A 13,585-nucleotide genomic window follows, 5' to 3' on the forward strand; every position below is an offset into this window, starting at 1 on the left:
CTTATTATAAATAATTGTTAGCTCAAATTTTATGACGATTATAAAACTCTTTTAGTTCTGCTTTTCGTTTCTGCGGCAAGTCAGTTTTCTTAAGTCCCTGAATTGCACCTTCCAGTGCTAACAATCTATGAATACAAGCAGAGACATCAATTTCTTGTATCCTTAGCCATGCTTGTTCTGTGCCAGCATTCTTCAATTCATCGTAAGTAAATATACCCACTTCATTCAGCTGTCTTTCAACTTCTTTTCCTATATTAGGTAACTTCGATAATTCTCCCAAAATAAGCCTTCCTTTCAAATTGTAATTTTGTCGCGCTTCATATTATACTCTTAATATCTTCTTAGTGGAAAATAGAAAATGAGGCACATCAACACCTCGATAATGCTTGATAAACTTATCTATACAGGTCATTCCATTTCGTATTGCTACGTTTTGTGACGGTATATTTGTATCTCTAATAATAGAATATACTTCTTTAGCATTCAGCTTATCAAAGGCGTATTCTTTACAGGCAATCGCAGCCTCACTTGCATATCCGTGATGCCAGTATTCTTTTTGAAAAAGATAACCGACTTCCATTACCTTGGTGCTGTTGTAATCTTGCATTGTCACCCCGCATTGTCCTATCATTATTCCCGTTTCTTTTAGAACAACCGCCCATAGACCAAAGCCAAATTCTTTATAACGTTCAATTTGTCTGTCAAGCCATCCTTGAACCTCATCAATGCTAAATGCACCCTCATAAGCATACATTACATCATCATCATGCAAAATTTTACAAAGAGACTGAAAATCTGCTTGTATCATTTCTCTTAAAACTAATCTTTGAGTTTCTAATACCATGCCGTTACCGTTGCCAAAACCTTATAGAACTCCATAATACAGCCACATTTTTCGCAGATATAAGTTCTTTCTGATAGTGATAATTTAGTTTTTACATGACCACACTTACTACAAGTCTTTGATGCTAGATACCATTTATCAGCTTCAACAAATTCAATTCCATAAAGTTCGCATTTATATTGAAGCTGTCTTTTAAACTCATATAACCCTTGCTGCATTATAGCTTTGGATAAATGTTTATTCTTCATCATACCTTTAATATTAAGTGTTTCCATAACTACTCTTGATGGCTTGGTTTTCACTATCTTGGTAGTTGCTTGATGTAAATGGTTATTCCGAATGTTAGATAACTTTCTATGAAGTAATCTAATTTGCTTTTCAAGTTTTATAATGTTGCTTGTTTTGACAAACTTCCTCCCTTCTTTATTTAACTCATATTTTCTTGATATTTTACGCTGCAACCTACGTAATCTTTTTTCTAATTTCTTAACTAATCGTGTTTTATTTATATTTTTAAATGTTATTCCATTGGAGCATATGGCTAAATATTTAATGCCAACATCAATACCTATTGATTCAGTTAGTGTTTGAGCATTTTTACCTATTAGTTTTGAAAACTCTCCTATAGAATAGTATTTCATTTGTACCACCTCTTGAATTTATTACAATATAATCATTGTACAAATTCAGCAATATTATACAAACTTCTATAAGATTTCAATGACTGTTATTTAACCTCCTATAAATATTATTTTCTATAATCCTTTCTGATGAATGGCTCTTCAATACTTTCAGAAATGAGTATTTTGTATTTCTGTGGATGGCGGTATGCGTTGCCATGTACTTCTCGACTTCTATACTCCCTGATTTCATCAATAGGAAAGTCAGCTATATAAATTCCTTCTCCTTCACCAGCTTCAATAATAAGTGTATCTCTTGAGCCAAAGTCAGAAGGTTTGTACGCGATTCCATCAAAGGCTGAAGAATGACCGTTGCAGTCAGGTTTGCCTTTTGGATAATTAACGGTTGCAATACCAACCATATTTTCATAGGCTCTTGCTCGTAACTGCGATATGCGGTTTATCTCCATAGGACAAGCATTTGGTACTAAAATAATCTCAGCGCCTTTTAACATAAGAATTCTCGCACTTTCTGGGAATTCTCTGTCATAACAAATCATTGCACCGATTTTTACATTGCCTTGCTCAGTGTCTAAATCAGCAGAATAAAAATCATCACCTGCTGTCAATCTGCATTCATCGTCAAAATCGCAGGTGTGTACCTTTGCATATGTAAGTACATTGTTGCCAAAACGATCAAACACGCACAGGGTGTTCCTTGGTAATGGATCGTACTTTTCAAGGAAGGTTATACCAATAGCCATATTAAGATCTTTTGCAAGTTTACCAAATGAACTGACAAATGAACTATCAGCAAATGCAGCACTTGCTTTCAATTCAGCAATATCCTCTGGAATTTCATAGCCAACGCTCCACATTTCAGGAAACAATGCAATGTCCGCACCCATTTCTTTAGATTTTCTGCAATATTTCAATCCTTTTTGCAGGTTTCCTTCTAAAGTATTTTCAGGCATTAGCTGTAATAAAGCTACTTTTAGATTTTTCATAGTAAAATCTTCCTTTCAAATTACTAAATTGCTATTTATAATATTTAATTTTTGCCTCTGTTTTAAATCAGTGTTGATTTTTATAAACTTTATGCATGCTCATAATGAGAATACTGATTTGATATCTCTCCAAAGTTTTTTAGAAACAGCATTAATAATCAGTTCTTCTATTGCCGAAATACTTGCAATAAAACAAAGCAAAATAGTTGTTGTATTTGGTCCTAAACCAACATACAAAAATGGAAAGCAAAACAAAGCTACCCCTGTTAATTTGTTGGCATAAGTGTGTAAAAATGCCAGCTGTCTATAACGCATAACCCCAACGCCCAATGATGTGAAGCGAATAGCAGCAATACTAACTACCCAATATATTCCCCATAAAGGTAAACTTAGGTTGAGTACAAATACGAACAGCAACAGTATAATCATAAAAAAGTCTGCAATGCTGTCAAGAATCTGTCCTTTTTTGCTTACTAAATTCATCTTTCGTGCTATCATTCCATCCAAAACGTCACTGATGCCAGACAAAATATATATGATAAAGAATAGTCCCGAAAATGGCCTTATAAACAATAGAACCATTGTTCCTAAAATTCTTGTGATTGTAATTAAATTAGGAAGGTTCCCCATTTATATCGCCACCAATCTAATATAAATAATCTTCAATACTTGTATAAGTATTATTATACCACATTTAACATGTTATCCTATATAGCGCCAATAAATCTGATTTCAAAAAAATAAATAAACACCGCAAAATTCATTATTGAATATTAGGGTGTTTATGATGATTATTTGATTTGGCTATATTTTAAAAGAATGTTGATAAAGGCATTTTTCGTAAATGAACTCTAATGGCTACTTTGTTATAATTGGCTACCCATTCATAGTTTGCTTGTCCTTTAGCAATTACTGCATGGGCTTATTTAGTAAACACATCAAACATTTCTATACCCTGCAATACATCATTTTCAAAGGTAACCTTTACAATCCAAGGCATAAGCGATTTTATTACTTCAAAGCTTTCATATCCAAAGGAAGAATCATAATGGCTAATTATTGTGCTCAATGCCGTTCCATGACTTCCAATAACAATATTTTTATCTTTGTGTTTATTTAAAACTAGATTTAAAGCATTGATGTTTCTATTTTGTACTTCTCTCAGGCTTTCACCATCAGCTAATTTGTAATCAAAATCTTCCCATTGCTGTTTAGAAAAGGCTTTAAAATCATCTATCCATACATTAGCTATTTTTCTTTCTCTGAAATCATGAACAGTTTCTATCTTGTGGCTATATGCGTCTGCGAAATCTTTGATAGTATCAATAGAACGCGTATAAGGGCTTGATAAAACTACTCGTATAGCTTTGTCACTTAAAAAATTTGTAACAAGCCTACTATCCTCTAATCCCTTAGTGGTTAGTTCTCTCAATTCATCATTATGATTATTATAATTAGGCTCTGCATGCCTAACGAAGTAGATTACCGTCATAGTCTCACACCTCATAATAAATCATGAATACTAATAATTTATTCATAGTATGCTATTGAAATATTGTCTTACATTTTCCTTCACAATAGAAATAGTGCTTTCATCACCATACTTAATGTTAATGCATCTTTTTCCGAAGCTATTTGGCAGCACTTCTTTGAGCCTAGAAATATAGTTTTCATCATAAAAATGTACAGAATAATGCTTTTTGGCTGCTGAAATGGCTACATAACCATCATACATTTTGTCACCGGCCCACCACATCGGCATGGAATAACTAATTTTAGGAACAATGCTTGGAAATTCAGCTTTCATGAAATTTTCAAAATCAGAAACATCTTTTTTCACATTTTCATCCAAACTGTTTATATATTCATTAACTGAAACAAAGCTCATTGCCATTCCCTCCATTAATAAAAAATTTCATCACCAATCTATGTTACTTAATTCTAACATAAATTCAAAGAGTTCTTCAAAAATATCATCTAAAACCTATGTTGTTTCCTTAACTTGAAAATCTTTGGTCGTAGTTGACTCTCGGTTTTTTTCAAAAATTCAAACTTTAGCTTGTTAAGCATATATATTTCCATATTTTTTTCTTGCTTTATCAGTGACACTTAAAACAAAATCACTTTTTGCTTCTGTATATCCATCTCTATCATGTTCAAACTTTTTCCAAAGTTCAAGCTTTAATTCACCATATTCTTTTGCTACTTCTGGATATTCAATTAAATAATCTCTAAAATATAGTTCATTCCAATCATCAAAATATCTAACATGTAAATGGTACACTTTTTCAGCAAATCCCGTCTTAGTATATCCCTTATTGTACGTTTGCTTAAATTTAGGAGAAATTGTTGAATTCATTAATATCCATTCCATGGATAAAAGTTTTTCTTTTACTTCATCAATACTACTATCTGAAGAAATCTCCATTAATATGTCAACTGTTGGCTTTGCTATCAATCCTTCCACAGCAGTACTTCCAATGTGATTTATTCTTAATATTGATTTCCCAAATCCCTCAGTTAATTTTCTTTTTTCTATCTCATACCAAACTTTATAATCAGAGTTATGTTCTTTGAGAATAATAGGGAACAGCTGCCATAGCTCTTCTAATGTCATTTCAGATAATTCTTTCAAATAATATTCCTCCCACCTTTTATATTAATCATTATTTTTCTAAACACATAAAAAAATATGTATGAATTCTAGCATTCTATACTGTTTATTATTCTCAAAATTTAGGGTCAGTAACTCCTAAACAATAGTTCTCAATTGTTAATGCAGCAGAGTAAAGCCTCTCTTCCTCTGCACCGTAAAGAATAATACCACGAGGAGTGTTATCATCCGCCATACATAATTTCAATGCAACTGATGGAAGACCGACAAAATGCATTATATTTGTCGGTCCTGTCATTACACATGCATCATAATTTCGTAACTGATCAATTATTTGTGTCCGCAGTTTTTTACGTTCAGATAATGCTGTTAAGTAAGCTACATCATCAAGTTTTCCAGATGCTTCACTTAAAGCCGCACGAAGATATATAATATCATATTTCATCATTCTTTCTGGATTAGATTCATAAAATCGAATAATTTCATCTAGCTTTTTTGTTTTTGTAGACGAATATTTAAGATACTTCTCCAAATCATGTTTAAATTCAAACTTCATAATATCTCTTTGGTATGGCGAATACTCTTGGGAAATTTCGGAGAATACAACACCAGCTTTTCTAAGACTATCAAATAGTATTTCATATCTTTCCAACTGTGCTTTTGATACTTGATGGCGATTAAATACATTTACAGCAATATGAAGTTTCTCAGGCTTTGTTGGTATTAAGCGCTTCAGTTTTTTTTCGCTCATCCCTAAATACAACATATAAGCGTCATTAAAATTTCGTGTTAAAGCTCCTGCACTATCAAGTGTATGTGCTATGGGGATAATTCCTTTGAATGATAGCAAACCATTTGGCGGCTTTAGTCCTGTAACTCCGTTCTCTGTTGCACATCCCACAATGGAAAACGAAGTATCTGTTCCAATAGCCGCTGCACAAAATCCTGCTGATACAGCAACTGCTGAGCCAGAACTTGATCCGCTAGGACTTTTTTTGATGTCATAAGCATTTTTTACCTGACCTCCCCTTGAGCTGTAACCAGCTGGCATGCTATCTGTAGTATAATTGGCGAATTCGGTCATATTTGTTTTACCTAATATAATTGCTCCATTTCGTTTTAAATTTGCAATAATTGGAGCATCTTTAATCGCAATGTTATCTGAAAGAGCAAGACTTCCTGCTGTTGTGTGAAGACCTGCAACATCAATGTTATCCTTAACAAGTATCGGAATGCCATATAATGGCAAATCGCATATGTTTTTCTGTTTATCGATAATCCTTGCCTGCTGTATTACCATAGAATTTAGTTCTGCAATTGTATTCAATCCATTCTCACCGTCATAACAACTTATGCGATCAAGATATATCTGCACAAGTTCTGCAATTCCTATGTTCCTATTCCTTATTTCTTTTTTTAATTGATTTATAGACATCATAAATAGCTCTGACATGCAACCAATTCATCTCCTTACTTTTAATCAATATGAACAGAATAATCTGATTCAACATGTCTAATAAAATAAACTACTGCTTTTATGCATCCTTCTAACTTTAAAAAAACTATTTATTATTTATTTTCTATACCAATTAGGAATATAAGTACTATAGTTTCCAAACATTTTAGTCATAAAATCTGTGTTTGAATAAATTGACTTTATGCTTATTTTATCCTGATTATGTGATACTGAACGTGCAACATGTTCTAAAGTATACACACCAATATATAATGCTAATAGCTTGAAGAATTCATCAGGAACCTGATCTGAAAAATATCCATCTATTTGTCCTTTAGCAAATCCTTCACTCAATCTGGCGGCCCATACAATACCGCCAAATTCCTCCCAACCATCTCCAATATCGCATTTATCAAAGTCGATAACTCCTATTTCCTTATCTGGCGTAATGATCAGCTTACCTACATGAAAATCTCCATGCCTTATAACTTGGGGACGCCCATTGAGCAAATGCTTATAGGAATAAATATAAGACATGATTTTCTGTTCATGGTGGATAGAAATGCCTGTATTTTTGTATTCGTTAATTACCTTTTCTATATTTTTCTCGTATACAGTACCCCAGTTTAATTTAGAAGCAACTTTAGAACAATTATGTATTTCTCTCAACAATCTGCCTGATGAATAACCTAATTGATATTGAAGATTTTCTTCTAAATTACTTATCACATCTTCAACTGCGACTCCATCAATCCAGGTAAGCAGCATATATACATTCTTTCCACCATTACATGTACCAAAATCTATCGGCTTAGGCATTAGAATATTATTTTGAGATAACCTCATAATATTGTCATATTCCTGTTTTTTATCATTAAAAAGAGATATATCAGAGACCCTCAAAATATAATCGTTACCACTTATATCTTTAACTCTATATTTCATATTTTGTGACGAACCATACATGGGTACTGTAATTTTTGTCCATTCTTTATATCGAGAAATATCTTGAATGATTTCCAAGTTCATACAATTCGCCTACTGTCCCTTATTTAAATTTACAAATTAAAACTTTATTTGTAATATCCTATATTTCAAAACTTGTACTATCATTTATCTAGTGCAAAAGCTTCAAATACCTTAACGACCTTATCTAGCATGGTGAAATCTTGTTGCTTTAACTAATTGCTTCTACTAACTCCTTTAATGCTTTAATTTCAATAAAATTTTTATTGTTAATTTCTTCATCTTGTTTACGATTTATAAACACTGGCGTAAATCCAAAATTTTTAGCACCGAGAACATCTGCTTTAAAATTATCACCAATGAAGTAAACTTGTCCCATTTCTATGCTATTATCATACTGTTTAATCTTATCAAATACAATCTGAAATAAATCTTTGTGGGGCTTCCTTATCTTATAATCTGCGCTAAAATATATATCCATAAAATATTTTTCCAAATCGTATTGATTAATAAATTTTTTCATTACATTTTTTTTAAATATAGAATTGCTTAGTAGATAAACTGGAATTTCTAAAGATTTAAGCTGCTCTAAAGTAGAAATGGTGTCATCAAATAATTCAGTGATATTCATCTTAAGCGCACAATTAAATAAAATCTGTTCTAGATGAAAATATTCCTTAAAACCATATTTATTTTTAAAATCTAAAATTTCATCATCAAATGCCAATTCCGAATTGTTTTCATCTCTTTTGTCATAAAGCTCTTTCCAATATGTAGACGCATAATCTAGAAATTCTGCTTTATCAGTACCTTTTGATAAAATATCTTCATGCAGATATAATAAACCTGAAGAAAAATCAAATTTAACATCATGAATTAATGTATCAAACAAGTCAAACACAATGGCTCTTGCTTTTACCATAAAGCTTCACTCCTCAAATTGCAAATGATTGGTACATCCTCAGCAGTGACCTGTCTTAAAACTAAATTATCATTTTTTAAATACATTTTATTCTTTCTTAAAATATACATAACTGAAAAATCGTTTATTTGCAATCAATCACATTATGTACTAGCATTGTATTTTTCATCTTCTTGTAGCAAATATGTCACTATTTACATGCCATGAGTCTCCATCTTCTGTTGATATATTCTGCCAGTGAAATTGATTTTCTGTAATGTCAGAAAAAATCCATTTCATTTTCTTATTAGTTATTTCAGTGAGTACAATTTTATTTTCTTCTTTTTTTGCCTCAAGACGAGTAGCTGAACCGGTACATCCATAAAAAATATCCCACGCCTTGGAATTTGGATTATAAATTCTAAGCGTTGTCCCGTATTCCGCATCAGGTTGAACATTAGTTAGTCTCTCTGCTGTTGATGGACAAATAAAAATATCCTGTATTGCAGTTCCATCTAAAATCCAGGAAAATATCCACTCGCCTTTCACATGTCTCTCTCTATCTGTTCCAAAGCTGTCTACATATTCAATATCCCATTCCCCAACAAGCTTTCCAAAATAATTATACTCTTCTGGTATTACACTGCCTTTGGTATTGCAAATTAATCTCTCTGAAAATGCATCCATGCTTATACCTCCCCCGTAATAATATTCGATTATCCATTATTATAATGGCAACACCATTAAAGTCTCATGGTTTAAAATGTGATTTATCAGCTCCTTTTCCACTGAATCTATCCATATTAAAATTTGGATTTGCAGCTAAGGTAAGAAGTAGAGGTTACTGTGTTCTTTCAAAATTCTTTAAAAACTTTGCTCGTTCAATTGCCTTGATAGATTTGCACCAATTTCCGCTAATTACTGACTCTTTTGGATAAATTTCATTGTTATCAAACCATGACCATGAAATAGGCCAAGCTTCATTCTCTGGTAAAGTTTTGATAATACATCAAAGCATTAACTACATCTTCTTTATTTCCATCTTCAAAATGATATTTCCATATTGAAATTTCAAGTTCTCTTGCATTTTTATGAATCCAAGATGCTATATGATTTAAATTTACTTTGTTCATATACGTTTCCTCCATAAACTAGAATTTATTTATTAATTAAGAAATAATAGGGACTAGTTAAGAGTTAATGTACTTTGTCTAATCCATCCTTTTTGAAACCGGAATCCAAACCTCATACTTGGCATGTTCTGGGTCTGCATTTAAATATACTTCAATATCTGGCGCAGTTCCATATTCATACCCTGAGGTTGGAAGCCATTCAGTTACAATTCTTTTTTCTAGCTCCTGTATAGACTGATTATTTCCTTCTCCAGAAAAAATTGCCCAAGTGGAGTCTGGAACAATATATTCTTCTAAATCGTTATCTACTGGCTGACTGCTTGCAACTGCAATATAATATCTCCAATTATTTAATTCATTGCAGGAACTTACTCCTAAGAGTCCTATTGGCATTCCTTCCATTACGGCAGCAAGTCTAGGTATTGTACCATTCATTACAGCTGTCTCCCACATTTGTGGAACAATTTCAAAGTTTTTCTCAATGTCTGCTTCCAATGGTTCTGAAACACCCACAATTCTAAATGCTTCTTTCTTTTCAATTCTGTAATTCATCTCACTATCTCCTTTTATTGTTATTTTGAAGCTGATAGGAGGAAATGCTTTTAATATCGTGCCTTCTTCTCTTGCCTGAGATGGCGCTATCCCATGAACACTCTTAAAAGCTCTGTTAAATGCTGTGGGTGAATCATATCCATACTTTAGTGAAATATCTATCACTTTCTCATTGCCACTCTGTAAATCTACAGCTGCCAATGACATTCTCCTACGACGTATGTACTCTGATAATGGTATATTCGCCATATATGCAAACATCCTTTGAAAATGATAAGTTGAACAGCATGCAATCTTTGATACTTCTTTCAAATCAATAGTATCTTTCATATTCTCTTCGATATAATTAACCGCACTATTTAATCGTTCTATCCATTCCATATCTTCAGCTCCTAACAATAAAATACTCCATTTCAGATAATTACACCTCTCTTTTTCTGCCTAATAAAGAGAGCTTATTAAATAATCTTTAGTCCACAATCATTTTTACTTCTTACCTCAATTACAAGTTGAAACTTGTCCTAATATTAATTTATTTACCGGAATTACCTTTGGCATAAGCAAAATGGATGTCCCTCAGGGTCAATCATAACCGTCCAGTAATCAGAAAACTGAACAGATGCTGCAGTAGCCCCACAGTCTATAGCATGTTGAATAGCTTTCTTTATGTCCGATACAGCAAAATCCAAATGAATACTTTTCTGTTGCTCATTCGGATTATCCGGCCAAACGGGAGGCTTATAGTCAACTTCTTCTTGAAATAGTAAGCAAGGGGTTATTCCTGATTTACTTACCGATATCCATTCCGGATCATCAGTATTTTTCTGCCACCCTAATAAACTTGCATAAAAGTCTGCTAATGTGTTTGCATTTTTGCAATCAATTACTACTGATAACATCCTGATGCTAAAATCTTTATCACTCATTATATTACTACCTCCAAAAATTTAAATAATTTTAAGCCTGACTTGTTTACAATTTTATAAAAACTATTTCTGACTTTTACAAAACTCCTCATATCTTTTATCCAATATAATTGCAAATTCTTTATAACCCTTCCAGCTAAAATCAAACTCACAAGGAATACCATGAATTTCTTTAAAAACAAAATTTACGTAATCTGCCATAAAAAGTTCACTAGTATAATAATTATTATACCATATTTAACAATCTATTCTATATGTTATCAATTAATCTAATTTCTAGAGAAACAAATAAACGCCGCAAGCTTCATTGATTAATATCGCGGCGTCTATAATAATTATTTAATTTTTAAAGCTGTTTTATTAACCAATAGTAGGAAAGAGATCTTCTAGAAGAAACACTTTAAGCATATTTTTTAATGATTTCCCTTTTTCCTTGACAGAAATAGATCCAGACATGCATATCATTTTTATTACTCTGTGAGGCCCCATAATTCCGTAATACTGTGATATATTTTTTGCTAGAGTTTCCCCATTTGGTATAATTAAATCACTAGGACGACAATACTATATAAAGGAGTGCGAAAATCAATGATTAATAAAGTAGGTCAAATCATGTTATATGTTAATAACCAGGATGAAGCAAAGAAATTTTGGACGGAACAAGTAGGATTTAGTGTAATTTCAGAGGAAGATAACGGTGAAGGAATAAGATGGATTGAAATTGCTCCAACTAAACAAGCTGAAACAAGTATTGTTCTACATAATAAGGGATTAATTGCTAAAATGCAGCCTGAATTAAATCTTGGCACCCCTTCTTTACTCTTCTTCTCAAAAGAATTCGATAAGTTGTATAGTAACTTATTAAACAAAAAGGTTACAGTGGGAGATATTGTAAATATGCCTTCAGGTAGAGTATTTAATTTTGCAGATAGTGAAAATAATTACTTTGCAGTAATGGAAAAAAAATAAGTTTATATTCAATTTACTAGTGCGATGCTTGAATAAAAGCATCGCCTCTTTTGAGAGCTGATTTCATTTTATAAATTATCTGAAGGTGAATTTTAACCTTAACTTTCTTAGTTTTTACTTTTTACCTCGTACCTCTATCTTAGATATTCTTTATTAATTTCTATAAAAAAAATTTGAAGTAAATCACCTATCCTTTAGCAGGAAAATAATGATTAACAGTCTCTTTAACTTCTTGTAGCCATTCTTTACGTTCATCTAATGTGCTATCTGTTATAATTCTAAACATTTTCCTATAGAAATTCTTTACGCCACAAAAATCAAATATACAATTTTTCCATATAGTTTCAAGTGGATCTTTAAACAACTCTAATTCTCTTTGTTCCGCCGTATTTGAAGTGTTAAACACTAATGCTGCTTTAGCCTTCAGTAATCCTTTTGGGATACCTGCGCCATTATCATTTTCATCAAATTCATAAGCTACTCCAGGTCTTAATACTCTATCTACCCATCCCTTCAATATTGCTGGGGGCTGCCCCCACCAGTTAGGGTGAATTATAACAATCCCCTCAGCTTCCTTTATTTCCAAACAATGTTGCTGAACAAGTTTATCATTTCTAACGTCGTTAACAAGTTCATTTCCTGTAATAATCGCATCAAATTTTTCTTCATACAAATTGTGAAAGAAAACTTCATGCCCTAATTCTAGCAATTTACTAACAACAGCTTCACCTATTGCACAATTAAAGCTTTTTGTATATGGGTGCCCAATAATTACAGATATTTTCATTAGATTATCCCTCCCCAAGTAACATATTATGTGCCAATTATAGCATATAATACAATTACTGCGATGTTTCTGAAGGTTATTTACTTTTTATTATCGATTTATTAAATAAACTATTGCATTTTAAAGATTTTCAAAAAGATTATTAAAAAGAGCTTTTATTTGTGAATCAATTTCAAAATTCTCACAAAATATATTGAAAATATATTGAATATCATCACTAAAATTATTGTTGAAGTTTAGCTCTCCAATCCCTAACTTAATAAGGCTGTCCTTGATTTCCAATAATAGCTCCTCTGCGCTGCCAGTTTTATTAGATAGATACTTAATAACTCCTCTATGCAATAGTCTTAACACCTTGTACCACTCAGGTCTACTGGGCATGTATTCAGATGTTATCTTTTTTCTAATGGCCTTTTCACTATTTATAATAAAGTTTTCATCATATTTCAAAATAACATTACTATCTATCAAATCCTCCATTGAGATTGTTTCTCGTAAATCTAAATCTACAGAAATATTATTTTGATAAACTAAAATTAAAATACCTTTGGGATTTTCCGTAAAGTTAGTCATCACTGGATTTCCATAAAGTGTGATTAATTCATTAACTTTATGGGTATCTAGATTACCTAACACTATTAAATCAATATCCGAAAATTTTGTTGCTGTACCTTTTACTAAAGAGCCTTTGAAAATCATTGAATATCTATTCTCTTTGCAAAATTGATATATACGCTCAATAAAATTTTTACAATCTGGCGAGGGATAATTTATAGCTAAGTCAAGCATAATACCCACCTTTCTAAAAAT

General features: G+C 31.9%; 18 protein-coding genes and 1 pseudogene. 1 reads left to right on the forward strand and 18 read right to left on the reverse strand.

The window, feature by feature from the left end; all coding sequences use genetic code 11:
• Positions 1 to 22: 22 nt before the first annotated feature.
• The 16 genes and pseudogenes from IAI10_RS17505 to IAI10_RS17580 all read right to left on the reverse strand — a co-directional run bounded on the left by IAI10_RS17505 (position 23) and on the right by IAI10_RS17580 (position 11,220).
• Positions 23 to 280: a TfoX/Sxy family protein gene (locus tag IAI10_RS17505; RefSeq protein ID WP_315674600.1), complete on the reverse strand. Its 258-nt coding sequence runs from the start codon at positions 278 to 280 to the stop codon at positions 23 to 25.
• Between the two features lie 42 nt (positions 281 to 322).
• The gene (locus IAI10_RS17510) at positions 323 to 844 is read right to left on the reverse strand and encodes a GNAT family N-acetyltransferase (protein WP_315674601.1); all 522 of its coding nucleotides are present in this window, start codon (positions 842 to 844) and stop codon (positions 323 to 325) included.
• A pseudogene (locus IAI10_RS17515) lies at positions 835 to 1,422 on the reverse strand (RNA-guided endonuclease InsQ/TnpB family protein); the annotation flags it as partial. The pseudogene IAI10_RS17515 and the gene IAI10_RS17510, both read right to left, overlap by 10 nt.
• A gap of 170 nt (positions 1,423 to 1,592) precedes the next feature.
• Positions 1,593 to 2,471: a carbon-nitrogen hydrolase family protein gene (locus tag IAI10_RS17520; protein ID WP_315674602.1), complete on the reverse strand. Its 879-nt coding sequence runs from the start codon at positions 2,469 to 2,471 to the stop codon at positions 1,593 to 1,595.
• Between the two features lie 99 nt (positions 2,472 to 2,570).
• Positions 2,571 to 3,101, reverse strand: coding sequence for a CDP-alcohol phosphatidyltransferase family protein (locus IAI10_RS17525; RefSeq protein WP_315674603.1), 531 nt, complete (start codon positions 3,099 to 3,101; stop codon positions 2,571 to 2,573).
• Between the two features lie 292 nt (positions 3,102 to 3,393).
• Positions 3,394 to 3,963, reverse strand: coding sequence for a histidine phosphatase family protein (locus IAI10_RS17530; RefSeq protein ID WP_315674604.1), 570 nt, complete (start codon positions 3,961 to 3,963; stop codon positions 3,394 to 3,396).
• Between the two features lie 42 nt (positions 3,964 to 4,005).
• Positions 4,006 to 4,359, reverse strand: a complete 354-nt coding sequence (locus IAI10_RS17535) for a DUF1801 domain-containing protein (RefSeq protein ID WP_315674605.1) — start codon at positions 4,357 to 4,359, stop codon at positions 4,006 to 4,008.
• A 174-nt stretch (positions 4,360 to 4,533) separates the two neighbouring features.
• Positions 4,534 to 5,088, reverse strand: a complete 555-nt coding sequence (locus IAI10_RS17540; RefSeq protein ID WP_396334407.1) for a GrpB family protein — start codon at positions 5,086 to 5,088, stop codon at positions 4,534 to 4,536.
• A gap of 112 nt (positions 5,089 to 5,200) precedes the next feature.
• Positions 5,201 to 6,538, reverse strand: coding sequence for an amidase family protein (locus IAI10_RS17545; RefSeq protein ID WP_315674607.1), 1,338 nt, complete (start codon positions 6,536 to 6,538; stop codon positions 5,201 to 5,203).
• 120 nt (positions 6,539 to 6,658) lie between these two features.
• Positions 6,659 to 7,570: a phosphotransferase gene (locus IAI10_RS17550; RefSeq protein WP_315674608.1), complete on the reverse strand. Its 912-nt coding sequence runs from the start codon at positions 7,568 to 7,570 to the stop codon at positions 6,659 to 6,661.
• 148 nt (positions 7,571 to 7,718) lie between these two features.
• Positions 7,719 to 8,429, reverse strand: coding sequence for an HAD family hydrolase (locus IAI10_RS17555; RefSeq protein ID WP_315674609.1), 711 nt, complete (start codon positions 8,427 to 8,429; stop codon positions 7,719 to 7,721).
• 165 nt (positions 8,430 to 8,594) lie between these two features.
• The gene (locus IAI10_RS17560) at positions 8,595 to 9,095 is read right to left on the reverse strand and encodes a hypothetical protein (protein ID WP_315674610.1); all 501 of its coding nucleotides are present in this window, start codon (positions 9,093 to 9,095) and stop codon (positions 8,595 to 8,597) included.
• Positions 9,096 to 9,388: 293 nt separating this feature from the next.
• Positions 9,389 to 9,541 carry a hypothetical protein gene (locus IAI10_RS17565; RefSeq protein WP_315674611.1) on the reverse strand — a complete coding sequence of 51 codons (153 nt, stop codon included), beginning with the start codon at positions 9,539 to 9,541 and terminating at the stop codon, positions 9,389 to 9,391.
• Positions 9,542 to 9,619: 78 nt separating this feature from the next.
• Positions 9,620 to 10,474: an AraC family transcriptional regulator gene (locus tag IAI10_RS17570; RefSeq protein ID WP_315674612.1), complete on the reverse strand. Its 855-nt coding sequence runs from the start codon at positions 10,472 to 10,474 to the stop codon at positions 9,620 to 9,622.
• A 164-nt stretch (positions 10,475 to 10,638) separates the two neighbouring features.
• The gene (locus IAI10_RS17575; protein WP_315674613.1) at positions 10,639 to 11,019 is read right to left on the reverse strand and encodes a VOC family protein; all 381 of its coding nucleotides are present in this window, start codon (positions 11,017 to 11,019) and stop codon (positions 10,639 to 10,641) included.
• A 63-nt stretch (positions 11,020 to 11,082) separates the two neighbouring features.
• Positions 11,083 to 11,220, reverse strand: coding sequence for a hypothetical protein (locus tag IAI10_RS17580; protein WP_315674614.1), 138 nt, complete (start codon positions 11,218 to 11,220; stop codon positions 11,083 to 11,085).
• 387 nt (positions 11,221 to 11,607) lie between these two features.
• On the opposite strand from IAI10_RS17580, the gene IAI10_RS17585 reads away from it, so the two are divergent.
• Complete coding sequence (locus tag IAI10_RS17585) at positions 11,608 to 11,988, forward strand: VOC family protein (protein ID WP_315674615.1); 381 nt, start codon at positions 11,608 to 11,610, stop codon at positions 11,986 to 11,988.
• 187 nt (positions 11,989 to 12,175) lie between these two features.
• Here the strand turns inward: IAI10_RS17585 and IAI10_RS17590 are convergent, their stop codons facing one another.
• Both IAI10_RS17590 and IAI10_RS17595 read right to left on the reverse strand, forming a co-directional pair.
• Complete coding sequence (locus IAI10_RS17590; RefSeq protein ID WP_315674616.1) at positions 12,176 to 12,775, reverse strand: NAD(P)H-dependent oxidoreductase; 600 nt, start codon at positions 12,773 to 12,775, stop codon at positions 12,176 to 12,178.
• A 120-nt stretch (positions 12,776 to 12,895) separates the two neighbouring features.
• Positions 12,896 to 13,564, reverse strand: a complete 669-nt coding sequence (locus IAI10_RS17595) for a nucleotidyltransferase domain-containing protein (RefSeq protein WP_315674617.1) — start codon at positions 13,562 to 13,564, stop codon at positions 12,896 to 12,898.
• Positions 13,565 to 13,585: the final 21 nt, after the last annotated feature.

The organism is Clostridium sp. 19966 (genome assembly GCF_032335695.1).
Classification (GTDB): domain Bacteria; phylum Bacillota; class Clostridia; order Clostridiales; family Clostridiaceae; genus JACTOJ01.

Bases quoted from the DNA above. Each gene is read 5' to 3' on its own strand.
- IAI10_RS17550 (WP_315674608.1), bottom strand. From the start codon at position 7,570: ATGAACTTGGAAATCATTCAAGATATTTCTCGATATAAAGAATGGACA.
- IAI10_RS17570 (WP_315674612.1), bottom strand. From the start codon at position 10,474: ATGGAATGGATAGAACGATTAAATAGTGCGGTTAATTATATCGAAGAG.
- IAI10_RS17590 (WP_315674616.1), bottom strand. From the start codon at position 12,775: ATGAAAATATCTGTAATTATTGGGCACCCATATACAAAAAGCTTTAAT.
- IAI10_RS17595 (WP_315674617.1), bottom strand. From the start codon at position 13,564: ATGCTTGACTTAGCTATAAATTATCCCTCGCCAGATTGTAAAAATTTT.
- IAI10_RS17535 (WP_315674605.1), bottom strand. From the start codon at position 4,359: ATGAGCTTTGTTTCAGTTAATGAATATATAAACAGTTTGGATGAAAAT.
- IAI10_RS17545 (WP_315674607.1), bottom strand. From the start codon at position 6,538: ATGTCAGAGCTATTTATGATGTCTATAAATCAATTAAAAAAAGAAATA.
- IAI10_RS17580 (WP_315674614.1), bottom strand. From the start codon at position 11,220: ATGGCAGATTACGTAAATTTTGTTTTTAAAGAAATTCATGGTATTCCT.
- IAI10_RS17575 (WP_315674613.1), bottom strand. From the start codon at position 11,019: ATGAGTGATAAAGATTTTAGCATCAGGATGTTATCAGTAGTAATTGAT.
- IAI10_RS17555 (WP_315674609.1), bottom strand. From the start codon at position 8,429: ATGGTAAAAGCAAGAGCCATTGTGTTTGACTTGTTTGATACATTAATT.
- IAI10_RS17560 (WP_315674610.1), bottom strand. From the start codon at position 9,095: ATGGATGCATTTTCAGAGAGATTAATTTGCAATACCAAAGGCAGTGTA.
- IAI10_RS17520 (WP_315674602.1), bottom strand. From the start codon at position 2,471: ATGAAAAATCTAAAAGTAGCTTTATTACAGCTAATGCCTGAAAATACT.
- IAI10_RS17510 (WP_315674601.1), bottom strand. From the start codon at position 844: ATGGTATTAGAAACTCAAAGATTAGTTTTAAGAGAAATGATACAAGCA.
- IAI10_RS17525 (WP_315674603.1), bottom strand. From the start codon at position 3,101: ATGGGGAACCTTCCTAATTTAATTACAATCACAAGAATTTTAGGAACA.
- IAI10_RS17530 (WP_315674604.1), bottom strand. From the start codon at position 3,963: ATGACGGTAATCTACTTCGTTAGGCATGCAGAGCCTAATTATAATAAT.
- IAI10_RS17540 (WP_396334407.1), bottom strand. From the start codon at position 5,088: ATGACATTAGAAGAGCTATGGCAGCTGTTCCCTATTATTCTCAAAGAA.
- IAI10_RS17565 (WP_315674611.1), bottom strand. From the start codon at position 9,541: ATGAACAAAGTAAATTTAAATCATATAGCATCTTGGATTCATAAAAAT.
- IAI10_RS17585 (WP_315674615.1), top strand. From the start codon at position 11,608: ATGATTAATAAAGTAGGTCAAATCATGTTATATGTTAATAACCAGGAT.